The sequence below is a fragment of the Silvania confinis genome, assembly GCF_025564085.1.
In the GTDB taxonomy this organism is placed as follows: Bacteria; Pseudomonadota; Gammaproteobacteria; order Enterobacterales; family Enterobacteriaceae; genus Enterobacter; species Enterobacter confinis.
The window spans coordinates 224,697-250,114 of record NZ_JAMGZJ010000075.1; the positions used below are offsets into that span (position 1 = coordinate 224,697).

The 25,418-nt window shown below is 54.2% G+C and carries 20 protein-coding genes; 2 read left to right on the forward strand and 18 right to left on the reverse strand.

Translation table 11 applies throughout. The annotated features are described in order from the left end of the window. Positions 1-17: 17 nt before the first annotated feature. Positions 18-761: an AraC family transcriptional regulator gene (locus M8013_RS12130; protein WP_271268054.1), complete on the reverse strand. Its 744-nt coding sequence runs from the start codon at positions 759-761 to the stop codon at positions 18-20. Between the two features lie 155 nt (positions 762-916). On the opposite strand from M8013_RS12130, the gene M8013_RS12135 reads away from it, so the two are divergent. Continuing rightward, on the forward strand, positions 917-2,287 hold the full coding sequence (locus M8013_RS12135) for an NAD-dependent succinate-semialdehyde dehydrogenase (protein WP_271268055.1): 1,371 nt from the start codon (positions 917-919) through the stop codon (positions 2,285-2,287). Between the two features lie 233 nt (positions 2,288-2,520). Next, positions 2,521-5,058, forward strand: a complete 2,538-nt coding sequence (locus M8013_RS12140; RefSeq protein ID WP_271268056.1) for a penicillin acylase family protein — start codon at positions 2,521-2,523, stop codon at positions 5,056-5,058. A gap of 82 nt (positions 5,059-5,140) precedes the next feature. On the opposite strand, the gene yjiA is transcribed toward M8013_RS12140, so the two are convergent. The 17 genes from yjiA to M8013_RS12225 all read right to left on the reverse strand — a co-directional run bounded on the left by yjiA (position 5,141) and on the right by M8013_RS12225 (position 25,406). Further along, positions 5,141-6,097 (reverse strand): GTPase, encoded by a 957-nt coding sequence (yjiA, locus tag M8013_RS12145; protein ID WP_271268057.1) that lies wholly within the window; start codon positions 6,095-6,097, stop codon positions 5,141-5,143. A gap of 10 nt (positions 6,098-6,107) precedes the next feature. Next, positions 6,108-6,311: a YbdD/YjiX family protein gene (locus M8013_RS12150; protein WP_271268058.1), complete on the reverse strand. Its 204-nt coding sequence runs from the start codon at positions 6,309-6,311 to the stop codon at positions 6,108-6,110. Positions 6,312-6,400: 89 nt separating this feature from the next. After that, on the reverse strand, positions 6,401-8,554 hold the full coding sequence (locus M8013_RS12155; RefSeq protein WP_271268059.1) for a carbon starvation CstA family protein: 2,154 nt from the start codon (positions 8,552-8,554) through the stop codon (positions 6,401-6,403). A gap of 186 nt (positions 8,555-8,740) precedes the next feature. Continuing rightward, positions 8,741-10,012 (reverse strand): capsule biosynthesis protein, encoded by a 1,272-nt coding sequence (locus M8013_RS12160; RefSeq protein ID WP_271268060.1) that lies wholly within the window; start codon positions 10,010-10,012, stop codon positions 8,741-8,743. A 51-nt stretch (positions 10,013-10,063) separates the two neighbouring features. Further along, on the reverse strand, positions 10,064-12,106 hold the full coding sequence (locus M8013_RS12165; protein WP_271268061.1) for a capsular polysaccharide biosynthesis protein: 2,043 nt from the start codon (positions 12,104-12,106) through the stop codon (positions 10,064-10,066). A 50-nt stretch (positions 12,107-12,156) separates the two neighbouring features. Then, positions 12,157-12,708 (reverse strand): dTDP-4-dehydrorhamnose 3,5-epimerase, encoded by a 552-nt coding sequence (rfbC, locus tag M8013_RS12170; RefSeq protein ID WP_271268062.1) that lies wholly within the window; start codon positions 12,706-12,708, stop codon positions 12,157-12,159. A gap of 50 nt (positions 12,709-12,758) precedes the next feature. After that, complete coding sequence (gene rfbA / locus M8013_RS12175) at positions 12,759-13,631, reverse strand: glucose-1-phosphate thymidylyltransferase RfbA (protein WP_271268063.1); 873 nt, start codon at positions 13,629-13,631, stop codon at positions 12,759-12,761. Positions 13,632-13,729: 98 nt separating this feature from the next. Then, complete coding sequence (rfbD, locus tag M8013_RS12180; protein ID WP_271268064.1) at positions 13,730-14,617, reverse strand: dTDP-4-dehydrorhamnose reductase; 888 nt, start codon at positions 14,615-14,617, stop codon at positions 13,730-13,732. After that, positions 14,617-15,702, reverse strand: coding sequence for a dTDP-glucose 4,6-dehydratase (gene rfbB, locus M8013_RS12185; protein WP_271268065.1), 1,086 nt, complete (start codon positions 15,700-15,702; stop codon positions 14,617-14,619). The genes rfbD and rfbB overlap by 1 nt, the downstream gene beginning before the upstream one ends. A 147-nt stretch (positions 15,703-15,849) precedes the next feature. Next, positions 15,850-16,872 (reverse strand): glycosyltransferase family protein, encoded by a 1,023-nt coding sequence (locus M8013_RS12190; RefSeq protein WP_271268066.1) that lies wholly within the window; start codon positions 16,870-16,872, stop codon positions 15,850-15,852. After that, complete coding sequence (locus M8013_RS12195; RefSeq protein ID WP_271268067.1) at positions 16,860-18,866, reverse strand: glycosyltransferase family 2 protein; 2,007 nt, start codon at positions 18,864-18,866, stop codon at positions 16,860-16,862. The genes M8013_RS12190 and M8013_RS12195 overlap by 13 nt, the downstream gene beginning before the upstream one ends. Positions 18,867-18,946: 80 nt before the next feature. Further along, complete coding sequence (locus M8013_RS12200; protein WP_336264249.1) at positions 18,947-19,855, reverse strand: glycosyltransferase family 92 protein; 909 nt, start codon at positions 19,853-19,855, stop codon at positions 18,947-18,949. 73 nt (positions 19,856-19,928) lie between these two features. Continuing rightward, on the reverse strand, positions 19,929-20,306 hold the full coding sequence (locus M8013_RS12205; protein ID WP_271268069.1) for a hypothetical protein: 378 nt from the start codon (positions 20,304-20,306) through the stop codon (positions 19,929-19,931). A 397-nt stretch (positions 20,307-20,703) separates the two neighbouring features. Beyond that, complete coding sequence (locus M8013_RS12210) at positions 20,704-22,248, reverse strand: N-acetylneuraminate synthase family protein (RefSeq protein WP_271268070.1); 1,545 nt, start codon at positions 22,246-22,248, stop codon at positions 20,704-20,706. After that, positions 22,245-22,946, reverse strand: a complete 702-nt coding sequence (locus M8013_RS12215; RefSeq protein WP_271268071.1) for an inositol monophosphatase family protein — start codon at positions 22,944-22,946, stop codon at positions 22,245-22,247. Before M8013_RS12215 ends, M8013_RS12210 begins: the two co-directional genes overlap by 4 nt. Next, positions 22,946-23,614 carry an acylneuraminate cytidylyltransferase family protein gene (locus tag M8013_RS12220; protein ID WP_271268072.1) on the reverse strand — a complete coding sequence of 223 codons (669 nt, stop codon included), beginning with the start codon at positions 23,612-23,614 and terminating at the stop codon, positions 22,946-22,948. Before M8013_RS12220 ends, M8013_RS12215 begins: the two co-directional genes overlap by 1 nt. A 1-nt stretch (position 23,615) precedes the next feature. Next, on the reverse strand, positions 23,616-25,406 hold the full coding sequence (locus M8013_RS12225) for a hypothetical protein (protein ID WP_271268073.1): 1,791 nt from the start codon (positions 25,404-25,406) through the stop codon (positions 23,616-23,618). Positions 25,407-25,418: the final 12 nt, after the last annotated feature.

Here is a 25,418-nt window from a genome sequence, read left to right on the forward strand (position 1 = left end):
GTACGGCGATGCGGAACCTATTTATTGTCAGATATTGACCTGCCCGTCGCGTACTGGCGCGGCGTGGCGGCGGTATAACTGACAAAGGTTTTATGGAAATGGCTTTGATCGGCAAATCCGCTCTGGTAGCCCACGTCTGCAATATCATCCCCGGCGCGCAGTCGCGCTTTGGCGAATTCTATTCGCGAGATGGCCAGAAACGTGCCCGGCGTCAGGCCAGTATCCTGCTTAAAGGTTCTGATTAAGGTCTCTTTGCGCAGCGAAAAGCGTTGGGCGAGTGCGTCCAGCGAGGGGGGCGCGAGCAGGCTGTGGCGTAAAGCGTCCTGTAGCGCAAGGCTGGTGGGGCGCAGGGTGTCGGCTGGCGCGGGCCGGTCGGTAAGTGCCGATAACAGATGCTCAATGGCCGACGCCGACAGCGTCTCTACCGCAGACAGGTACTTACTGAACAGCGCCGGGCTGCGGATCACCTGCAGGGTGGGCTGCAGGTCGGTTTCGATCCACAGCATATGGTAGCTGCGCGGTTGCCCGGCGATGGGGTTGCAGCTGTGGGGCGCATCCGCCGGGATCACAATCAAATCGCCGGGATGCAGGATAAACGGCTCGCCGTTACAGGTGCAGCAGGTTTGCCCTTCGAGGATCGCGCCAATGGAAAGCTGCGCGTGGCTGTGGCGCTTATAGGCCTGGGTGCTTTGCCATGTGCTGCGCAGCTCAACGCCAGGTTTGCGGAGGAAGGTCTGATTGACGTTGCGCGTCTGGGTCATGGTGGCTACCTGTGCGGGGGGACAGGTGCTTATAGCATGGGGTGGCGGAAAAGTCTGATAGTGAGGCTCACTACAGCCTGTATACCCAACTTTACCTTCAAACCCGGCCATGTTGACTACCCTTAATAGCCTGTGTAGTCAAAAAGGAGGCAATAATGGCCTATCAGACAGTGAATCCTGCTAACAACAAACTCATCAAAGAATACGCTTCTCATACTGATGCCGATGTCGAGGCGGCGCTGAAAACGGCCGATGCGCTTTACCACTCCGAGTGGGCGAAAGGCAGCATCGACAAACGGCTGCCGGTGCTGCATAAGCTGGCGGACCTGATTGACTCCCGCAGCGAAGAGCTGGCGAAAATTGCCAGCGTGGAGATGGGCAAGCTCATCGAGCAGAGCCGTGCCGAAGTGAAACTCTGCGCGCAGATCGCCCGCTACTATGCCGATAACGCCAAACAACACCTTGCCCCGGTGAAATACCCGTCCGAACTCGGCGAAGCCTGGGTCGAACATCACCCCATCGGCGTGGTGATGGCGGTTGAACCGTGGAACTTCCCGTATTATCAGCTAATGCGCGTGCTGGCCCCGAACCTGGCGGCAGGTAATCCGGTTCTGGCTAAACATGCCAGCATCGTGCCGCATTGTGCTGAGACCTTCGCCCATCTGGTGCGCGAAGCCGGTGCCCCGGAAGGTGCCTGGACTAACCTGTTTATCTCTTCAGATCAGGTGGCGAAGATCATTGCTGACGATCGTGTGCAGGGCGCGGCCCTGACCGGATCGGAGAAAGCCGGTAGCGTGGTGGCCGCACAGGCCGCGAAGCACCTCAAAAAATCGACCCTCGAACTGGGCGGTAATGACGTGTTCGTGGTGCTGGACGATGCGGATCTGGAGAAGGCGGTCAAAATCGGCGTCAACGCGCGACTGGCCAATGCCGGACAGGTTTGTACCGCCGCCAAACGCTTTATCGTGCATGAAAAAGTGGCCGAGCAGTTCCTGACGAAATACACCGAGGCCTTTAAACAGGTGAAGATCGGCGATCCGCTGGACGCGAGCACCACCCTGGGGCCGCTGTCATCCAAAGACGCGCGGGAGACCCTGACCAAACAGGTTAACGAGGCGGTGAAAAACGGGGCGACGCTGCATTACGGCGGCAAGCCGGTCGCAGGTGAGGGCAGCTTCTTTGAGCCGACGATCCTGACCCACATTTCCCGTGATAACCCGGCGTATTTCGAAGAGTTCTTCGGTCCGGTGGCGCAGATCTACGTGGTGAAAAACGATGACGAGGCGGTGAAGCTTGCCAACGACTCGCATTACGGCCTGGGCGGGGCGGTGTTCAGTAAAGACATTGAACGCGCCAAAAAGATGGCCTCGAAAATCGAAACCGGAATGGTGTGGATTAACTGGCTAACCGATACCGCAGCCGAACTGCCGTTCGGCGGGGTTAAGCGCTCCGGCTACGGGCGCGAGCTGTCGGACCTGGGGATCAAAGAGTTTGTGAACCAGAAGCTGGTGGTGATCCGCCGCTGATCGTGCCGCCTGATGCCCTAACCCTCACCCTCACCCTAACCCTCTCCCACTGGGAGAGGGAACTGTTCGCAGCACCAAGTAAGTGATACCAATAATTGTCATTTAAAGGTAATTATGTGTCATTAATTGGTTAACGCCCTCACAGTTCGCAGAGAAATTATCCGTACTTTCTGGCTAAGCATGGGTCCATTGCTAGTATGAAATCGCTAATCATACACCTGCAAGAGGATACAATGATAAACAGAAATCGTATGATCGTGAACTGCATTGCTGTTTCCCTGGCCTGTAGCTGGACCCTGTCTGCGAGCGCAGAAACGGCCCCCACTGAAGTCAAAATCATACGCGACGAATACGGCATGCCGCATATCTATGCCGATGACACGTACCGCCTGTTTTATGGCTATGGCTACGTGGTGGCGCAAGATCGCCTGTTCCAGATGGAGATGGCGCGCCGCAGCACCCAGGGGACGGTCGCGGAAGTACTGGGCCAGACCTTTGTTAAATTTGATAAGGATATTCGGCAAAACTTCTGGCCGGCGTCGATTCGCGCGCAAATCGATGCGCTCGGTGAGGATGATAAAGCCATTCTGCAGGGCTACGCCGATGGGATGAATGCCTGGATCGACCGGGTGAACAGCGACCCCGGCAAGCTGCTGCCTAAACAGTTCACCACCTTCGGCTTTACGCCAAAAAAATGGGACCCGTTTGATGTGGCGATGGTGTTTGTTGGCACCATGGCGAACCGTTTTTCCGACGCGACCAGCGAAATCGACAACCTGGCGCTGCTGACCGCACTAAAAGATCGGTACGGTGAAAAAGGAATGGCGGTATTTAACCAGCTGAAGTGGCTGGTAAACCCGGCTGCGCCGACCACCATCGCCCCGCAGGAGAGTCAGTATCCGCTTAAGTTCGATCTCAACACCACGCAAACTGCCGCCCTGTTACCGCGTTACGATAAATCCCCGCCAATGCTGGATCGACCGGCGAAGGGCGACGACGGCGGCTTACTGGCATTAACCACAGCGAAAAACCGCGAGACGATCATGGCCCAGTTTGCTCACGGCGGGGCAAATGGTCTGGCGGGCTACCCGACCACCAGCAATATGTGGGTGCTGGGCAAGGGCAAAACGCAGGACGCGAAAGCCGTTATGGTCAATGGCCCGCAGTTCGGCTGGTATGCCCCGGCCTATACCTACGGCATTGGGTTGCATGGTGCGGGCTACGATGTCACGGGCAATACGCCGTTCGCCTATCCGGGGCTGGTATTCGGCCACAATGGCACCATTTCATGGGGAGCTACCGCCGGTTTTGGCGATGATGTCGACATTTTCGCAGAGCAAATCTCGGATAAAAAGCCCGGCCAGTACCTGCATAACGGTGAGTGGAAAAACATGCTTAGCCGCGAAGAGCGCATCGTCGTCAAAGACGGGCAGCCGGAGACCTTTACCGTTTACCGTACCGTGCATGGCAACGTCATTAACATCGACCCGAAAACGCAGACGGCCTATGCCAAAGCGCGTGCCTGGGATGGCAAAGAGGTGGCGTCCCTGCTGGCCTGGACCCATCAGATGAAGGCCAAAAACTGGCCGGAGTGGACGCAGCAGGCGGCGAAGCAGGCTCTGACTATCAACTGGTATTACGCGGATATCGACGGCAATATTGGCTATGTGCATGGCGGCGCTTACCCGCAGCGCCAGCCCGGGCACGATCCGCGTCTGCCCGTGCCGGGCACCGGGAAATGGGACTGGCAGGGTTTACTGCCGTTTGATCTGAATCCGAAGGTCTATAACCCAACATCGGGCTATATCGCCAACTGGAACAACTCTCCTCAGCAGGGATATCCGGCCTCGGATCTGTTTGCCTTCTTATGGGGCAGTGCGGATCGCGTCACCGAGATCGACCAGCTTATCGAGAAACAACCGACCTTCACCTATGAACAGGCCTGGGATCTGATCAAGCACACCAGCCGTCAGGATCTGACCCGTCGACTGTTTTTACCTGCGATGCAAAACGCTACCGCCGGGCTGCCTGCCACGGATCCGCGCCAGCAGCTGGTGAAGCTGTTAAGCGACTGGGATGGGGTGAATCACCTCAATGAGGACGGTAAAACGCTGCAACAGCCGGGCTCGGCGATTTTAAACGCCTGGCTCAGTAGCATGCTGAAAAAGACCGTCGCGGCGGCGGTGCCGGAGCCGTTTAATCAGTGGTATAGCGCCAGCGGCTACGAAACCACTCAGGACGGGCCAACCGGTTCGCTGAATATCAGCGTGGGGGCGAAAGTGCTGTATGAAGCCTTGCAGGGGGATAAATCCGCCATCCCGCAGACGGTGGATCTGTTCGGCGGCAAGCCGCAGCAGGAGGTGATCCTTGCCGCTCTGCAGGACGCCTGGCAGACCCTGTCGAAGCAGTACGGCAACGATATCGCGCAATGGAAAACCCCGGCGATGGCGCTGACCTTCCGGGCAAACAACTTCTTTGGCGTGCCGCAGGCGGCACCGGAAGAGGCCGTCCATCAGGCGGAATACCAGAACCGCGGCACGGAAAACGACATGATTGTCTTCGCGCCAACATCACAGAAAGCGCCCGTCCTGGCGTGGGATGTGATGGCGCCCGGACAGAGCGGTTTTATCGCCCCGGACGGTACGCCGGATAAGCACTATCACGATCAGCTGAAACTGTATGAATCCTTTGGCCGCAAGGCGTTGTGGTTAACCCCACAGGAGGTGGCGGCGCATCAGGAGTCGCAGGAGATTTTGCAGGTGCAGCGGTAAGAACCTGCCATTCCCCGGTGGCGCTGCGCTTACCGGGGCTACATGACTAAGTGGCTTTGTAGGCCTGATCAGCGCAGCGCCATCAGGCTTTACGCAACCCCGCAAACCCCGCCCTGATCTCGTCTTCGGGCAGCTCAATACCGATAAACACCATCACGCTGTGCGGCGTTTCGTCGCCCCACGGGCGATCCCAGTCGGCGCTGTACAGGCGCTGCACGCCCTGGAACAGCAGGCGGTTCGGCTCGCCGTCGATCCACAGCATGCCTTTGTAGCGCAGCAGTTTGTCGGCAAACGACAGCAGCAGGTTCTCCATCACTCGCGACACGTCGCTGATGTCCACCGGATAATCCAGCTCGACCACAATCGACGAGACGTCGTTTTGCTTGTCGGCCATAAAGTGGAAGCGCGGTTTAGACGTGACGTTCTCTTCCAGCATAAAACCGTTGGTGTTGAACAGCTGCGCCAGGTCGATAGCGCCATGAGTGACGGTGTAAATCGGCGCGCGGGCGTTGATCCGCGTCAGGCGCTCGCGCAGCTTTTCGCTGTCGCCCGCCACGTCGGTTTTGGTCAGCAGGATGCGGTCGGCGTAGCCCACCTGCGACTGGGCGATGGTGAACTGGTTCATCTGCTCGTCGGCGTGTACCGCGTCAACCAGGGCGATGACGCCGTCCAGCAGGTAGCGTTGGCAGAGGATTTCGTGGGAGAAAAAGGTCTGAATAATCGGACCGGGGTCGGCCATGCCGGTGCATTCGATCACCAGGCGGTCGAATTCAATGTCCCCACGATCGCGGCTGTCGAGCAGGTCGAGCAGGGCGTCTTCCAGCTCGCTGGAGCGGGTACAGCAGATGCAGCCGTTGGTCAGGGTTTTGATCTGGGTGGCGCGATCGCCAATCAGCTGGTCATCAACGGATACTTCACCGAATTCGTTCTCGATGACGGCGATTTTAAAGCCGTGCTGTTCGTTGAGGATATGGCGCAGCAGGGTGGTTTTGCCCGCGCCAAGAAAACCGGTAAGTAGGGTAACTGCAATCGGTGTCATGGTGTCTCCTTTAGCAGCAGCGCACGCCGCCTTCGCCACTTCCGCCGTAGCGCGCTTCCTGGCGCTCGCGGAAGAATTCGCTGTAGGTCATGTACGGCTTGTCCGGATGGTTGGCCTTCATATGTTCAACGTAGTTGTCATAGTCCGGAATACCAATCAGCATTTTCGCCGCCTGACCGAGGTATTTTTTTGCTTCGCCTAAGTTACCAAACATTGTGCTTTCCAGATAGAAAAAGCCCGGTGGCGCTACGCTTACCGGGCCTACAAGCCCTCTCCCAATGGGAGAGGGGGAAGTGGCAGAGATTAATGGTGTGAAGAGGTCTTCACGCCGCCTTCCGGTATCGGAACGTAAGGTGTTTCGTTATCGGTACGACCGTCGGCGTTACGCACGTTGATCCAGGTTTTGACCCCGTAGTAGATGATGCTGTACACCACCACCAGGAACAGGATGCTTAACGCGGCGTTGGTGTAGTTGTTCACCACGATATGGTTCATGTTGGCAATCTGCTGCGCGGTCAGTTCACCGGTATTTGCAGCAATCTTCTCTTTGTACTGGCTGGCCATATAGAAGAAGCCTTCCAGCTGCGGGTTGGTGCTGAACAGCTTCAGACCCAACGCCCAGGTGGTGCAGAGCAGCAGCCACAGAGCAGGCACCACGGTCACCCAGATGTACTTCGTGCGCTTCATTTTAATCAGCACGACGGTGCCGAGCACCAGCGCCACAGCCGCCAGCATCTGGTTAGATATACCGAACAGCGGCCACAGGCTCTTCACGCCGCCCAGCGGGTCAACAACGCCTTGATACAGCAGGTAGCCCCACAGTCCGACGCAGCCCGCGGTACCCATAATACCGGCCACCAGCGAATCGGTTTTTTTCAGGAACGGTACGAAGTTACCCAGCAGATCCTGCAGCATAAAGCGGCCTGCACGGGTACCGGCATCCAGCGCGGTGAGGATGAACAGCGCTTCAAACAGGATCCCGAAGTGATACCAGAAGCCCATGTCGGCCATCGGCAGCACTTTGTGGAACACGTGGGCGATACCTACCGCGAGGGTCGGTGCGCCGCCGGCACGGTTCAGAACCGACGGTTCGCCGATGTCTTTGGCGGTCTGCATGATCTGTTCAGGCGAGATCACAAAGCCCCAGGAGCTGACGGTCGCCGCCGCATGGGCGCTGACGTCTTTCAGCTGCGCCATGATCATCGCCGCGTTGTCGCCACCCATCTCATGCAGGTTCGGCATGGTAATGCCCAGGCCTGCTGGCGGGGTGTTCATTGCGAAGTACAGACCTGGCTCAATGATGGACGCCGCCACCAGCGCCATGATCGCCACGAACGATTCCATCAGCATTGCGCCATAACCAATGAAGCGCGCGTCGGTTTCGTTGGCCATCAGCTTCGGCGTGGTGCCGGAGGCAATCAGCGCATGGAAGCCAGACACCGCACCACAGGCGATGGTGATGAACAGGAACGGGAACATCGCGCCTTTCCACAGCGGACCGGTGCCGTCAATGTACTGCGTTACCGCAGGCATTTTCAGTTCCGGGTTGATGATCACGATGCCGATCGCCAGACCGACGATCACGCCGATTTTCAGGAAGGTCGCCAGGTAATCACGCGGGGCCAGAATCAGCCACACCGGCAGCAGGGCGGAGATAAAGGCATAGCCAATCAGCGCAAAGGTGATAGTGGTGTCTTTGAAGGTCAGCGCCGGGCCCCAGTACGGGTCGTGGGCGATGATGCCGCCAAAGTAAATGGAGGCCACCAGCAGCACGATGCCAATCACCGACACTTCACCCACGCGGCCAGGCCGCAGGAAGCGCATGTAGATGCCCATAAACAGCGCAATCGGCACCGTCGAGCAGACGGTAAACACGCCCCACGGACTTTCGGCCAGCGCTTTCACCACGATCAGGGCCAGCACCGCGAGGATGATTATCATGATCAGGAAGCAGCCAAACAGGGCGATGGTGCCCGGCACGCGGCCCATCTCTTCTTTGATCATCTCACCCAGAGACGCACCGTTACGGCGAGAAGAGATAAACAGCACCATAAAGTCCTGCACCGCACCCGCCAGCACCACGCCAGCAAGCAGCCACAGGGTACCCGGCAGGTAGCCCATCTGCGCCGCCAGCACCGGCCCCACCAGCGGGCCTGCTCCGGCAATCGCCGCAAAGTGGTGACCAAACAGCACGTAGCGGTTGGTGGGAACGTAGTTCAGGCCGTCATTGTTAATGACCGCCGGAGTGGAGCGCGTCGGGTCAAGCTTCATGACCTTCTGGGCGATATAGAGACTGTAGTAGCGGTACGCCACCAGATAAACCGATACGGAAGCCACGACGATCCACAGGGCACTGACGTGCTCACCGCGGCGCAGGGCCACCACCGACAGGCAGAATGCGCCAAGGATCCCGAGAAGGGCCCAGGGAGCATGTTTAAGAAGTTTTTTCATGTCCATTATAAAACCTGGTTTTTTAGCGGGTAAAAGGGTCAGGGTTCGCTGTGAGAAATGTTGATTAATGCTGAGGCGATCTTGCCAGAGTGGCGCGCGCGTAAAGGAAGGTAAATCTGTGAGAGGTTATATGGCGGGATGAACGGTCAACAGCGACGGCGAGTGGTTCAGGCTCGCCGCCAGCAGGGGGTTTTATGTGATTGAGGTCACGGTCTCAGGGGCGGGCTGCGGCTCCTGTTCGACCACGGTTTCCGGCGTTGTCACGGTGTAAGGGGTATCGAGCCAGTCGGACTTACCGTAAAACACGGCGTTGATCTGCGTGTCGTGCAGCAGGTGAGCGCGAAAACGCTTGAACAGTTTTTTATCCGGGGCGAAGTCAGCCTGCCAGAACTGGGTGAGCGGCCCCTGCCAGGTCAGCCCTTCGATGTCGTACAGCGCTTTGCCCATCACCATCAGCGGCTTGTTGTGGATCAGCGCCGACAGACCTGCGGTGCTGTTCACGGTGATCACTCCCCGGGTGTGGGTCAGCAGCGCGGGCAGATTAACATCGTGCACATAAATCACCCGCCCGGTAATACCGTATTTCTCGGTCAGGGTGTTGATTAAGGTGCCGTAATAGCGGTGACCACGATCCATCGGGTGATGCTTAAACACCAGGTGCCGCGCTTTCGGCGCATGGCGGGCAAAAGAGCGGATCACCGTTTCGATATATTCACGCACGTCTTTATACGGGCTGTGGAACAGGATCTGGCTGTCGTTATAGACCTGCAAAATAGCGAGGTAATATTCGTTATCCAGCGTGCCGGTAATATGGCGCAACATGTTGCGCTGCTGCCAGCGATACCACACCTTGCGCCGTCCGGCGCGCAGCCAGCAGCGCATCTCATACCAGGGCGAGAACGATTTATGGTGACGATAGCCGGGATAGCGATGGCGACCAAACCAGCCCGCCGCGTAATAGAGCATGGCGTGCGCAGAGCGCTTAAAGGTGCTGGGTTTCCACGCCGTTGGCGGCTTCGACTCCGGCAGCGGCTGCTCGAGATAATACTTTGCGCTAGTGGGCATCGAGGAGAATGCGTTCACGCCGCCTTTTTCGAGGGTGATATAAAACGGCCGGAAATAGCCCTCTTCAAACGCCAGGAAATTAATGGATTTGCTGCGCGCCCACTTTTTCGCTTCCATGTGCATCGGGCGACAGTCGCCAAAGCAAATCACGGTGTCGAAGGCATAGTCTTTGTGCAGTTCGCGCAGCCAGTAGGTAAAGTTTTTCACCGAGCCGGTATAGTGCAGCGCACTATTTTTATCGCTATACCAGGCATCGCCCGCATTAAAGCAGACCTGCTTGACCTCACGATGGCTATCCTGCAGCCAGGTCGCCAGACGCGAAAAACAGGGGCCCATAGGTCCTTGTAACAACAGATATCGACGGCCATTCAGTAAATGGCGGATAGCTTGTTCGTCCATTGTATTTCCCAGATCGGTTCTGTTGATGAATCACGCTAATGAGAGGTTTTATTACCGTCTTTCTTTGATAAAGCGGGAAATAGCGGCGTGGGGCTGCAGGGTCTGCGCAAGATAGCTCAGCTTGATTTGCCAGCGCTGCCAGCGGCTCGATTTTTGCGATGAGGCGGTTTTCTGCCCTGCCAGCTGGCGGATCAGCTGCTCCGGGCTCATCCACAGACCGCTTTGCCAGTCGATATACTGCGGATAGGCCACCAGCGTCATATACACCAGCGCCGCCAGCGGCAGGCTACGCTCCCGGCGTGGTGCGGGGTGGATATCTTCAGTCAGTCCCCAGCCGCTGTAGAACGGCTGGCCCCACGTAGTGACCTTCACGCCTTGCACCAGGGCTTCGAAGCCACTGAGCGAGGTCATGGTGTGCAGCTCGTCGACGTGCGGATACAGGCTGGTCAGGCCGAGATCCAGCACCTGACTGTCGACGCACTGCGCCAGGCAGGCGGCGGAAATCGCCCCGGCGCGATTGCCCGCCACTACGTCCGGATGCGGTTTAAACAGGATATGCGCCTCGGGTCTGGCTTCGCGCACCGCCCACAGCAGCTGTTCGTTGCTGCGGATCACCGGGCTGCCGGTCAGGATCGAGGCGTCGCCATCGACCTGACCCACCACCAGCACCAGCGGGCGGCCATCGTCAGGCGGCGTAAACTGCTGCGCGGTGCCGACGTTGTACTTGCTGACGCCGTGCTGCTGGAGCAGTTCCACCAGCGCCGCGCCGCGCGCCAGTACCTCATTCGTCAGCGGCTGGGCGTTGAGCTGCTGCTCGAGCAGGCTCGGCTGACGGCTGTCAAAATAGATCCCCACCGGGTCGATGGAGAGCGACGACGGGCGGCACAGGTTAGAGCCCAGCCCTCGGGATCGGATAAAACCGTCTTCTACCCGAATCGCGTTTGTCAGCTGCGGATGGCGCGCACCCCATACCAGCACCTGCTCGTCTGCCGCAAGTGTTGCAGGCGGCGTACGCACAAAGCACAGCTCGGTAGCCAGCGGGTGGCAGAAGGCGTGCATAAAGGCGCGCTTCCACAGCGAAAAACCGACCAGATACAGGCGGCGATAGCGCGGCGCGGTACGCTGCTGGCGGGCAACAATCGCCAGCACCTCTTCCACTTCGCAACGCTGGCCGAGCACCGGATCCAGATAGCGGGGATAGAGGATCAGCGCGGCGGCCACCAGCTGCGCCAGGCTGACCTGCGCCTCGCGACGCGGGCATTTTTTATGATCGTGGGTCAGCCCCCAGCCGGCATAAAATGGCATCCCGAAGCAGTGCACCGCTTTGCCCAGCAGCAGGGCTTCAAAACCCATCTGTGAAGAGACGGTATACACCGCTTCAACTTCATTCAGCAGGGCGTGGGGATGGCAGTGATCGGCGACCACTTCCACATCGTCCAGCTCCAGACGCGCCAGCACGCCGTTTTTCTTACCGAGGCGCGTGTCCGGGTGAGTGCGCAACAGCAGGCGGGCGGTGGGATGGTCGCGCCGGGCGGCGGCCACCATCGCCACAAAATCGTCTTCCGTCGCCAGCGCGCCGGGAATCGACATATCGCCCGCCACCTGGTCGATCAGCAACACGCGCGGGCGCGGGTCGTTGTGCAGGCGTGCGGCCAGCGCATCGGGCAGGCTGCTGCCAGCGGCATAGCAATTGTATTTGGTGATGCCCAGACGCAGCAGTTCTTCAATCAGCGATTCAGCACGCGCCAGCATTGCGGTGTTGCAGGGCGCGGCAATCAGCTGTTCAAGCTGACTCGGCTGGCGGGCGTCGTAATAAATACCCACCGGGTCGGCGATCAGCGAGACCGGCAGCCCCCCGCGAGCGGGATGGCCGATATAGCCGATAAACCCGTCTTCCAGCTGCCAGTAGGGCAGGCCGAGGTCGTGGGCTTTTTGTTTGATTTTATGCGTATTGGGTTTTTGGCCCCAGCCAACCAGGACATCGTCGTCGGCAAGCCGAAGGCCGGTCTTGAAAAGATGTAGCGGGCGGCCAAGCAGCGGTTCAATCTGCGCTCTTCTGCCCAGGATCCCTGTTGAACCTGTATAAAATTTCATTTTTGCTCTGTGCAGGAGAAATCGCCCCGCGTGGCTGCGGGGCGTGGAACTCAGTTGAAGTACTCTGCGTCCGCGAAGGATTTGGCAATGCTGTCTTTGGCGGAAGTGAGGATCTCGCTGTCGATTTCTGGCCATGCAATAGCAATGGTCTCGTCGTTCCAGCGGATGCCGCGGTCACTTTCCGGCGCATAGTAGTTGGTGGTTTTGTACAGGAATTCTGCGGTGTCGCTCAGGGTCATAAAGCCGTGGGCGAAGCCTTCCGGGATCCACAGCTGGCGCTTGTTTTCGCCAGACAGATGCACGCCCACCCACTGACCAAAGGTCGGGGAGTATTTACGGATATCGACCGCGACGTCGAACACTTCACCGGCCACACAGCGCACCAGTTTGCCCTGCGCATGCGGCGCCAGCTGGTAGTGCAGGCCGCGCAACACGCCTTTAGAAGACTTGGAGTGGTTGTCCTGCACGAAGGTCACGCTGCGGCCAATGGCGGTTTCAAACTGCTGGTGGTTAAAGCTTTCGAAGAAGAAACCTCGGTCATCGCCAAACACTTTTGGCTCAAAAATAAAGACGTCGGGAATTGCGGTCTGAATAACATTCATGATTACGGCCTGATTGAGAAATGGGGCGAGACGCCCCAGGTAAACGGTGACTACTTCAGCATTTTCAGCAGATATTGGCCGTAAGCATTCTTCGCCAGCGGGGCCGCTAATTTGCGCACCTGCTCGGCATCGATGAACTTCAGACGGTAGGCAATCTCTTCCGGACAGGCCACTTTCAGCCCCTGACGGGTTTCGATGGTCTGAATGAAGTTGCTGGCCTCGATCAGGCTTTCGTGGGTACCGGTATCCAGCCAGGCATAGCCGCGGCCCATCATCGCCACCGACAGATCGCCTTGCTCAAGGTAGATACGGTTAACGTCGGTGATCTCCAGCTCGCCGCGTGGCGATGGCTTCAGGCTCTTGGCAATCTCAACGACGCGATTGTCGTAGAAGTAAAGACCGGTCACCGCGTAGTTGCTCTTCGGCTCCAGCGGCTTCTCTTCCAGCGAGATGGCGGTGCCTTCGTGGTTGAACTCCACCACGCCATAGCGCTCAGGATCGTGCACGTGATAGGCAAACACGGTGGCACCCGCTGTTTTAGCAGCAGCATCGACCAGCTGTTTTTGCAGGTCGTGACCGTAGAAAATGTTATCGCCCAGTACCAGCGCACAGTCGTCTTCGCCGATGAACTCTTCACCGAGGATGAAGGCCTGCGCCAGGCCGTCCGGGCTTGGCTGCACGATGTACTGCAGGTTCAGGCCCCACTGGCTGCCGTCGCCGAGCAGTTGCTCAAAGCGCGGTGTATCCTGCGGGGTGCTGATGATTAAGATGTCGCGGATCCCCGCCAGCATCAGGGTGCTGAGCGGGTAGTAGATCATTGGCTTGTCATAAATCGGCAGCAGCTGTTTGCTGACTGCCATCGTGACAGGATACAGACGGGTGCCGGAACCACCGGCCAGGATAATACCTTTACGTTTAGTCATGATGCTTCATTCTTCTGTGTTCATTACAGGGAAGGGTGGCGTGGCCACACCTCGACGTTAGTCCATGTCGGTAAAGCAAGGCTGTCCTTGCTCATCACTTATTTCCCGAGGATCTCGGTCAGCATACGATCAACGCCAACCGTCCAGTCCGGCAGCGTCATCCCGAAGGTGCGCTGGAACTTGCTGGTATCAAGACGTGAGTTATGCGGACGTTTTGCCGGTGTCGGGAAGGCACTGGTCGGCACTGCATTCACCTGGGTCACGGCCAGCTCAACGCCGGCGTCTTTCGCGTTGGCGAACACCCGTTGAGCATAGTCGAACCAGGTGGTGGTGCCTGAGGCGATCAGGTGATAAAGGCCTGCTACCTCTGGCTTATCCTGAGCGATGCGGATCGCATGGGCGGTGCAGTCGGCCAGCAGTTCTGCACCCGTCGGGGCACCAAACTGATCGTTGATGACCGACATCTCGCTGCGCTCTTTACCAAAACGCAGCATGGTTTTGGCAAAGTTGGCGCCACGGGCGGCGTATACCCAGCTGGTGCGGAACACCAGATGACGGGAACAGAGCGCGGCGGCCTGTTCGCCTGCCAGCTTGGTTTCGCCGTACACGTTCAGCGGGGCGGTCTGGTCGGTTTCAACCCAGGCTTTATCGCCGCTGCCATCGAACACATAGTCGGTGGAGTAATGCACCAGCCACGCGCCCAGCGCGTCGGCTTCTTTGGCGATGGCGGCAACGCTTGTGGCGTTAAGCAGCTCAGCAAAGTCGCGCTCGCTTTCGGCTTTGTCGACGGCGGTATGCGCAGCGGCGTTGACGATCACGTCTGGCTTCAGCAGGCGCACGGTCTCGGCTACGCCCGCAGGGTTGCTGAAATCACCGCAGTAGTCGGTAGAGTTGAAGTCCACCGCTGTCACGCGGCCCAGCGGTGCCAGTGCGCGCTGCAGTTCCCAGCCGACCTGGCCATTTTTTCCGAACAGCAGAATATGCATTATTTACGCTCCTGGTAGTTCTGCGCGATCCAGTCCTGGTAACTGCCGCTCTTAACGTTGTTGACCCACTGCTGGTTATCCAGATACCACTGCACGGTTTTACGAATGCCGGACTCGAAGGTCTCCTGCGGCTGCCAGTTGAGCTCGTTGCTCATTTTGCTGGCATCGATCGCATAGCGGCGGTCGTGGCCTGGGCGGTCGGTGACGTAGGTGATCTGGTCGCGGTACGAGCCTTCTTTAGGCACGATTTCATCCAGCAGGTCGCAGATGGTGTGGACCACATCGAGGTTTTGCTTCTCGTTGTGGCCGCCGATGTTGTAGGTCTCGCCGATCACGCCAGTGGTTACCACGGTGTACAGTGCGCGGGCGTGGTCTTCAACATACAGCCAGTCGCGGATCTGATCGCCTTTGCCATAAATAGGCAGCGCTTTACCATCCAGCGCGTTCAGAATAACCAGCGGGATCAGCTTCTCAGGGAAGTGATACGGGCCGTAGTTATTGGAACAGTTGGTGACGACAGTTGGCAGACCATAGGTACGACGCCAGGCGCGAACCAGATGATCGCTGGAGGCTTTGGATGCAGAATACGGGCTGCTCGGCGCGTACGGAGTGGTTTCCGTAAACAGCGGCAGTGCTTCGCCGGTGCTCACCTCATCCGGGTGCGGCAGATCGCCGTAAACTTCATCGGTAGAGATGTGGTGGAAGCGGAACGCCTGCTTGCGGGTTTCATCCAGCTCGCTCCAGTAAGCGCGAGCGGCTTCGAGCAGCGTATAGGTGCCGACGATGTTGGTTTCGATAAAATCGGCCGGGCCGGTGATGGAGCGATCCACGTGGCTCTCGGCGGCGAGGTGCATGACCGCATCCGGCTGATGCGCGGCAAAGACCCGATCCAGCTCGGTACGGTTACAAATATCAACTTGCTCAAAGGCATAACGGTCACTTGCTGCGACGTCGGCCAGCGATTCCAGATTACCTGCATAGGTGAGTTTGTCCAGGTTGATCACGGCATCCTGGGTATCACGAATAATGTGGCGAACCACTGCAGAACCGATGAAACCGGCGCCGCCCGTTACTAAAATTTTCATAAGTGAGAGTGACTTTTTTTATTGGTTAATAGGATCACCCGTACAATACCTTTTTTTGTCCATTCAGGCATTGTTCGGCTGCCGGCAACATGTGAATAGCAGGCCTGAAACACGTTCAGAGTTGACGCTTCCCTGTGCCGTTCTGTTTTAATTCATTAAAGAATAGGTAAATTCTCGGGCATTATTGGCCAACTGCTGACGCCGTTTATCGGAATTAACCAGCAATGATAACGCCTCGATCCACTTCTTCGGATCGTTATTCAGCAGCACGCCATTATTATTTTGTTCGATAAACTCACTGTATGGCGCGCAGTTACTGTAGATCCCCACCGCGCCCATGCGAACAAAATCATAAAATTTTACCGGCCCTCTCGCCAGATTAAATGCTGACTCCAGCAACGGCGCCAGGCCGATATCCACCCGATGATGACGGGTGTAATCGAGATAGTTCTGCCAGCTCATCGGATGCAAAACTGTGACCCGGGGCAGATCGCGATAAAGTTTATAAATCTCGTGTTCGCCAAAGATCTCAAAACTGGCTTGTGGGCACTGCATCAGCACCCCTTCGACCACCTCGCGCAGCCAGTACTTCTCTGCCTGATGCGAGCTGGAACCGTGGTAGGCGATTTTTACAGGTCGTCGCACTTCAAGCAACTCGGAAGTGGGCATCGCGGCCACAACATCCGGGTTGAGGTGCGCATACTTGCTTGCCAGATACGGCGTCGAGACCCAAATGTTATCGCAGTGAGAGGTGATCCAGCGGTGCTGGGCCGCAGAGCGGCGGATGATTTTGGTCCGGTAGGCTTTAGGTAACGCCTCTAACGCTGTCGGATCAAACAGGTCATCATCCATAAAGTAAACCACCTGCGAGAGGTCATCGATGTTGCGCGCAATCTCGCGCTGCCACTGGGTCGAAATAAAGCGGATCACCACCAGCGCGGCACCTTTATCAACGGTAATGGCGGGCGTGGTTAACGTATCCACCAGCTGACATTCAGCTCCGGGAAAACGGTTTTTAATCGCCTCTTCAAAATAGGCCAGCGTCGGCGTGATGCCCTCATGCAAAATCAGGAGCGAGCGACATTCCGCCCAGCTGTCGGGCTGAGTGTCGCTTTGCTTGTTCAACTTCAGATACGGTTTAAAGAGTGCCTTTCTGATCAGTTCGTCCATGGCAACACCACATTAGGAGCATGACTTAATGAGAAATCAGGTCGGTCATAGCTCAGGTTGGGATTGTAGGCAGGATCGTGCTGGAGCCGCTTCGCCCAGCGCTTTTTCATATAGTTCAGTTCACCCTGTGCGCGTGCCAGTTGCTGCGGGGTGATGTCTTTGCCGCGGGATACCGACTCATGGTGGTACAGCTCGGCATACGGGGTCCAGACGATACGCCAGCCCGCTTCACCGACGCGCAGACAATAATCTACATCGTTAAAGGCCACCGGCAGATTGACCTCGTCTAATCCGTTAAGGCGCATATACAGCGCGCGATGGGTCAACAGGCAGGCCGCCGTGACCGCAGACAGCTCCTGGGCGCTTACCGCTCTACGCTGGTAGCCAGGCTCATCGGCAGACAGGCCCGCGTGCAGGTGATCGGCACAGCCCCCTGGCCCGACGGCATCGCCGGCATGTTGCACCCGGCCATCGCCATAAAACAGCCGTGCGCCCACCACGCCAACGCCGGGGCGAAGCAGATGGGCGACCATCTCCTCCAGCCACTGCGGGTTCATCACCTCGGTGTCGTTGTTCAACAGGCAGATAAGCTCGCCCGTGGCTTCGCGCACTGCGGCATTGTTAATGGCCGAGTAGTTAAACGGATGATCCCAGGCGATAACCCGCACCCCGTACTGACGGGTGATGTGGGCGAGATAGGCCAGCGTTTCAGGATCGTCGCTCTGGTTATCCATCACCAGGATCTCCAGATCGGGATAACGGGTTTGCTGCACCAGGCTCTCGACACAGGGCCGCAGATGCGCCAGCCCGTTGCGAGTGGGGATCACCACCGAGACGCGCGGCAATACCGACGGAAGCGGCCAGCGCCAGCGACAAATGCCGTGCGGCGCGGGCTCCAGCGTGACGCCTGCCGGGAGCAGCGGCAGCTGATCCGCGAGGGTGTGATAATCATCCTGCAGTAATCCGGTTTCCGGCACGTGCATCAGCAGGGCAGGGATGTGCGCGATCTGTTTGGCAGCGTGCTGGTGGGCCAGCTGTAACCACCGGCGATGGCACTCGGCCGCGTTCTGTGGCACGTCGACATGCCCTTGTTCCCGCCACAGCCCGCACCAGCCAATGTAGTTCTGGCTGTGGAGCAGGGTTTCATTCCAGTCCGGTTTGAAGTTAGGCGAGTGGCGCTTGCCTTTTTCATCCAGCAGGTCGTGATCGCCATAGATCCATTGCGCATCTGGCGTCTGACGCAGCTGGTGCGCCAGCCACACTAACGCCGCCGGTGCGAGTACGGCTCCGGCAGGGATTGCCCATTGCCACTCCCCGGCGGGTCGCGGAGTCGCGGATTCCACCACGGTGAGATGACTTGCCGGGTAATGCAGGGCCTGGATGCTGGCAAGGGTGCGCTGGCGCGCCGCCGCATCGGTGACGTTGACCAGATGCAGGCAGACGTGAGGCAGATTGTGCCAGCGGGCCAACTGGCGGGCGATCATCCGCTGTTCGCCAGGCTGCACGGCATCAAAATTTGCCAGCCAGTGTTCGTAGGCGTGGAGTGGCCGGTCATCGCGGATCTTGCCGACCAGCTGGTAAGCCTGCTGTAAATCGGTGAGCCACAGATGCCACGCCAGCCCCAGCCGCTTGCGCTTGTGCGCGCTCAGACGCTGATAAAAAGGCCAGACCCGGCGCAGGCGACGCCAGCGACTTTCTCCAGCCGAGACCCGTGCAAAACGCGCGATCGCCAGATCACACTCTACCCCTTCACTGCTGGCGAGCAGCCCCAGTTGGCTTACGCCCATCGGTAGCCAGACCAGCTCCTGCAGCGTGCCGCGACGCGTAACCGGGAGGATCTGCTCGTGCCAGTTCCCCTGGAGGTTCTGCCAGCGCAGCCGGGTTTCTCCCCGCGACTGGCGGGCACGCAGGGTGCCCTGGATCAGAAACCAGCCCGCGCGGAAAGAAGGTGAGTCAGGCAGCGTCAGAGGCTGCCAGTGGCCATTGCTTTGCATAAGAAAATTTACAGCTCACAGGGGCAAACCCGTCCTGGCGTTTGTCGAAAATGATAAGTAGAAGCGAATGTGATGCAGGTCTAGCCGATCAGTTTTTTCACTCGGGAAGCCAGCCAGGAATCGTTTTTCTGCGGGCTTTCTTCTTCTGGCAGGGCATCGAGTTGCGCTTGCAGCGCGGCCATTTCTGCTTTGACTTTGGGCGCGAGAGAAGCAGCCAGCAGGCAGGTCTCGTCGTTGCGGTCATGGGCTTTAAAATAGGCTTTGTGTTTGACCCGGTTAGCGGTGGCGGCACTGCCGCGCAGGTGCTTACCGAGTAAGAACTCTTCGAGCGATTTGACCGCGTAATGGTTAACCCGGACACCGTTCCACAGCACTTCAGCGCTGACGCCATTACCGTGTTTTGGGTGCAGGACCAGATCATTTCCTGAGGCATCGATATAACGGCCAAAACGCAGGTTGGCGTGATGGGGGTTATTAAAATGATTCACGCGTTCAGGTTTCACCACGCTTTTAAAGTTGTGGTGAACATTAAATTTTATCGGTGCTCGTTGGGTGAAGCGCTCGGTAACCAGCCCTTCTTCGGCAAAGAGTTCGCCATTGGAGCCAAAATTAGACCAGTTCAGGGCAATGGCACTGACGCTTTCATCGTTGAAATGCGAGCTTAAGTAATCGACCAGATTCACATCAGAAGACAAAGGTAATAAAAATTCATCAGCATCGATAAAGGCAAGCAGGTCAATGTCGCGAGCACAGCTACGCAAAATGCACTCGTAGGCTGGAAGCTGCGGTTTTTGATTTTCTACATCCGGTTGATCGATAACCATCACAATCCCCAGACGCGCCAGGGAAGAGAGCAACTCACGGGTACCGTCACGACTGCTATTATCTGCAATCACAAATCCTTTTACGCCTAAAACCCGGTGATACGCTATCCACTCAAGCAGGCCTGCATATTCATCTTTTACGATGGCGGCAATATAGAGGTTCAAATTCTTATCCAACCGATTATCAGTGCCCAGTGCCAGGCATAAGCAACGGACACTGGGTGAAACATTTGCCTTATCAGGCTGGGGAGAAGTTCAACTCCGTCAACCAGGTAATCAGACCATCAGACTCCAGTCCGAGGGTGATCTGAGCCGAGAAGGGCACATTGATTTTGAACCCACAGTTTAAACGGGGGTGATTATCCGCTGGCTGCTGCAAGATGGCAGCTATTACATCAGGGCGTTTGACATTGAACGGGTAGCTATAGGTCGCGTAATCATTCTTGATGGCAAGCCGTGGAGAGCGTCCATCTTCTGCCAGCAACCAACCACAAACTTCAACACGGCCGTGGCTCAGCGTGATGGGCTCCTGGTTGGAGGACGAATCAATGTTCCAGCGTAACTGGTCATCAGGCGCAACCAAAGGTCTTGCAGAAAGCGAGTAACGGTTTGTCATTCTGTTTCAGCACTCAAGTTATTATAAGTATCGTTAAGTTGGATAAATCACTTATAAAGTATGCGGCAAAATTATAGAAAACTTTAGAGATTCGAATGCGCTGATTAACGCCCTGTTACATGCTTATTCAGTCAGATCAGCGGTTTAGTGTCACTTAGGGCAAGAAAAACATTGTACTCAGAATGCGTTCCCACAGTACTTTCGATTCTAATATATCTATAAATCAATGAGATGAAACATATATTGTGTGGCGTTTAGCCGTTATATCGCTTAGTTCTCCCGCCATTCGGTTGCACTGCATCCAATCATCAGCGATTAGATAAACCACTTGCAACGCAAGTGGCGGGGAACAAAGTGCAAGTCGAGTGTTGAAAATGATGACGCCGGCAGCAGGGGATTACTTAGGAGCAACCCAATACTTATGGTGCTCTGTTGCCTGGATCTCTTTCACTTCGCTTCCAACAATTCGTTCAGCTTTGCGAACATCAGTCACAAACCGGGTAAAATCGCCATTAACAAGGTCAATCGCTACTTCATCGAAGTGAGACCAGGCGACGTCGCCAAACTTGACGTGCTTCTCAATCATTCGGGCACCCGCTGCGATCGCCATCATAGAACACAGGCTGCCGATATCATGGCTGGAAAAGCCCGGGATAATGCGCGGTTCTTTTTTCGACAGGTTGTAATAGTGTCTAATCACCCCGATCTGGGTATCTTCAGTCGGTGTTGGATAGGCAGAGGTACACTGTAACAGATAGATATTTCGAGCTTTTGTGAAGCTATTAAGAATGAACCCTTCATAAGCCTCATCGGTATAACCGGTCGAAATAACAACATCTTTGGTAAAGTCTGCTGCCACGGCAGCCAGGTAATCTTTATGCTCAGAGATCGTCGACGGTAACTTAATCATGTCTGGCTCAAACTGCCTGATAAAGTCATAAGAAGGCATATCAAGAATCGACGCAAACCAGCCAATGCCAATCTCTTTACAGAACGTATCGACAAAAGCAAATTGCTCTTTATTCAGCTCGATACCATGACGGTATTCACGGAAGGTAGTACCGAAAGGTGAATTGTACGGAGAGTCTAACTTTTCTTTGCTGTAGAAACTTTCAACGTCGCGTTTCTGCAACTTGATGTAATCAGCACCTGCCTGTTTGGCCGCGACAATCATCGACTTCAAGCGGTCCATATCACCGAAGTGGTTGGTGGTGATCTCGGCAATGACTTTTACGTCAAACTTCTGCGCTGAGCTTTGAGCTGAGGTGCTTTGCGGCAAGGTTACGCCACGGTGGCGAGCGGTAAATACCTGGTTAAAAGCATCGACGGAATAGACGCTATAAGGTTTGTTACCCACGTGGCTGATATTAATATTCAGACGTGATTTTTCAGCCAGCAGCATCTTCAGCAGTTGTTCCTGGCTGCTGATGATTCGTTCCTGATATTCAGGTTCAGCGTGCATGGCTGCCGAGGGGATTTTGTTGGTGAAGCCGTCTTTAGTGGTGAAATCAAACCCAAGCAGGTAAACGTTTTTAGTTGCGTTTTCTTGTTTAGCTATTTGGTTTGCAATTTTCAGTGCCGAGACCACGATGGCACTTTCAATATAGATGGTATCTTCGAAGAAACGATGAATCAGGAAGTCCGCTGTTTCTGGAGTATAAGGTACGTACTCAGCAGGTAAATGACCAACACCTTCCGGCAGATAACGATCAGAGATATATAATTTGCACTGAGGTGCTTTCTCATCAAAGATATCGAGCACCCAGCCATGGTGGAAGACTGCGATGTCACCCGGATAAATTAACTCAGAATCATTGGTGTTAATAACGATGCAGTTCTTAAGTAAAGAGAGGTCGATTTTATCGACGCTAGGCCCTTTACCAATAATAACGATGTCACATCCCTTTTTTGATGCGACAACTTGTTGCAATGCCGAATTCATGCAAGAGCCTCATGTCTTTTTTTAATGTTAATTTTATACTTTTGCGTAGGGAAAAGAATTTGCCCTTGGTAAGCAACGCCGTCTACCAATGCTTCGCAGTTGTGCTCCAGTGCGAAGTTCAGACCGGGTAAAATATCCCAGCAGTTCACGCCTTTAACATTTTCAAAGCTTGCATACGCCCCACGGACTGCGGCAAGCATGTTGTACATTGAGCAGCCAATAATTCGGTATTCAAAGCCCTCTTCCAGTTGCAGCAGATCCTGCTTAGTCAGCGAAGAAGAAAGACCACGAATACGTGAACGATGGTGAGTCATTGTCATACCAGTGATATGCAAATCATTCAGTTCAGGCAGGTAGATACAAGACTCTTGATGCAGGCCATGGGTGTAAATACTGATGCCAATACCCCATTCCTTGAGCCCAGAGACGAAATTTTCTGTTCCATCGATTGGATCCAGCACGACATAACTGCCGTTCTGATCCCAAATGACATCTGTGAACGGTGCCAGTTCTTCCGAAATGAGTTGGTGCTCAGGAAGTTCTTGCTGCAAGTAATCTAACACCAGCTTTTGTACTAGCAGATCACCTTCACTGACGTAGCTGTTATCAGGCTTAAGGTTAATATTTCCCCTTAGCGAAACGATACGTTCAAGGTGCTGTTTAATGATTTCAGTAATTTCATAGCAATGCTGTTTCATTATTGATCACTTCTTTTTTTAAGGATGTGAGTATAAACCGCATCGGCAATATCAAAATCTAACGGATTATTTATATCAAGACTCTCAATGCTGGAAACTTCAATGAGATATGGGCGGTCACCGATTCTGGCATTACGCTGAGTTATCAGGTCGTGCGTGTAAATGTACAACCCCGTAGTCTCGATAAATAATGGGTCTAAGTCTTGGGTTCTGGGCACTGCAGCCAGGTCATAGTTCATAGGTTTGCCGTCTTTCCAGACAAATTCCTGCATCTTATGCACGGTTAACGCGGAATCATAGTCGCCTGATTGAACCTTATCGATACCGGTCTGAATACTTTCTGTTTTCAGGAATGGCGCGGTGGCATGTGCCAGAACATATATGTCAGCTTTGACATCTCGCGCAAATGAGCCTAATACTTCATTAATCTTTGTTGTTGAAAGATCGAGTTCAGTCGAACGTTTTAAAAACTTAACGCCCTCCGGTAAGTGTTTAATTACTGAATCATCGCTGCAATAAACATATACATCATCAACACCATTAACTTGTCGTAAGGCACTGAGAATGAGTTCTAATAGAGGTGTGCCATCACTTAATTGTTTAGTATTCTTCTGCGGCAAACGTTCGTTGTTTAATTTTAGCGGGACAAATGCAACTGTTTTTTTCATGCTACCATCTCTTCTGAATAAAATTATGTTGTCCTAAATGCAAAATCATTGCATTGTATATATCTTCCCAATTAATATGGTAGCTTGTAGCATCAATTCTACTATCTTTATCTATGACGTCGGTGACATATTCATCGGCGATATGGTGCGCGTCTTTATGAATATGCTGACTCCTGGCTGGACTAAAACTATTGTTCATGTGAGTAATGCAGGGGCGACCACATATACGTGATATATTCATAGAGCCAGTAGAATAGTTTACTACCGCGCAATCAATCATCGAGCCAATATGAATTTTTTTGTCAATGGTTGCGCCAATTAAATCAATAATCGTAATATCAGATGCTATCCGATTTTTAATCTCACTAATTATTGAGCGATCATTTTCAATTTCTGTTTTATCACGCTGAATTGTTACCAGGGAGGAAGTCCACCCATCAAAAACAACTGCCATTCCAGGGAAGGATTCATATAGTTTATTTATTATATTAGAATACCCTTCTGTTTGTTCTAACCAGGCGCGTTTTTGTCCGGTAACACCTAGCCAGATAATAGGGAAGTGTTTCTTTAACTCAAGAGTTTCAACGTTATTGTCATCATACTTATCTTTAGCATAAGAAATGATTTTTTTATCAAGCTTTTCAAATTTGTCAATAATAGCGGGTTCTTTAGCACCACTACCAAATAAGGCACCGATCTTAATAAATACATTGCCTTCTTGCTCAAGTCGAGTTAAGTCTTTGTTATTAATGAAATTGGCTTCTTGTTTGGGATTGTATACTTTGGGTGCATCAATAAATGCATTGCTTTCTAAGGTATAAAACCGAACGTCAGCATCAATTTCTTTAACGTGATGATGTATAGTTTCAAGGCCTAACATTCCGTCATACATGAAATGATAGGGGCGACCATGACCAATTAGGAACGCTTTTTGTTCTGTTTTTGTAGGTTCGAAATAATTATTTTCGCTTAAAAGCATCTCAATTATTGTGGCTAGTCTATTTTGAGACCCATGGCATAAACTGTAATATATTCCTTTTCTCGGGTAATAAACCCCATCAATTGAAGTGACATGTTGATGAACGATAAATTCTATTCCGCTTTCATCACAACAAAACAGGAAGTTATGGTCATTAAGTGATTTAGAGCTGCATAGCTCAAAATTTAAATCACTTCTAACACAATCTATTTGACCATTCTTTGATTTGTAAAGCGAAACAATAAACTCATCATTACTTACTGCTTTGCGTATTTTTTTTAAATGTGAATGAATTATTGATGGGTGATAAAATTCAAAGTTGTGAGAATGTATTAATTTGGTATTTGAAACAATAGAATCAATGTTGATCTTATTGGTTGGCTTCTCATTGCTTAGATCTAGTTTTTTAATGAAAGTAGTTAAATGATTATCTACTACTACATTTATTTTATACCAGGTTAACTCCTGTCCATCTTTGATGATGATGATTGATGCTGTCGTACTAAGACTAAATGGAATTCTAACTGAGAAACCAACTTGCATTACTGATTCTGGGTACTCAATATCTGATAATTTAGCCTTAAATACATCAGGTCGTTGGACTTTGTTAGTCTGATAATCACGGGGCTTCTGCTTGTCGTCAACTCTGACAATAACTTGAATATCATTATTCAATGGATCTGTAGGCAGAACCCATCCAGCTATCAATATAGTGTTGCCATTATAATATCCACACGCTGGATAATCTAAGCACCCCTTCAGGTCACCTAAATTACTGCAACTTTCCGTATGAATATCTACATATTGTATCATGTTTAATTCTCA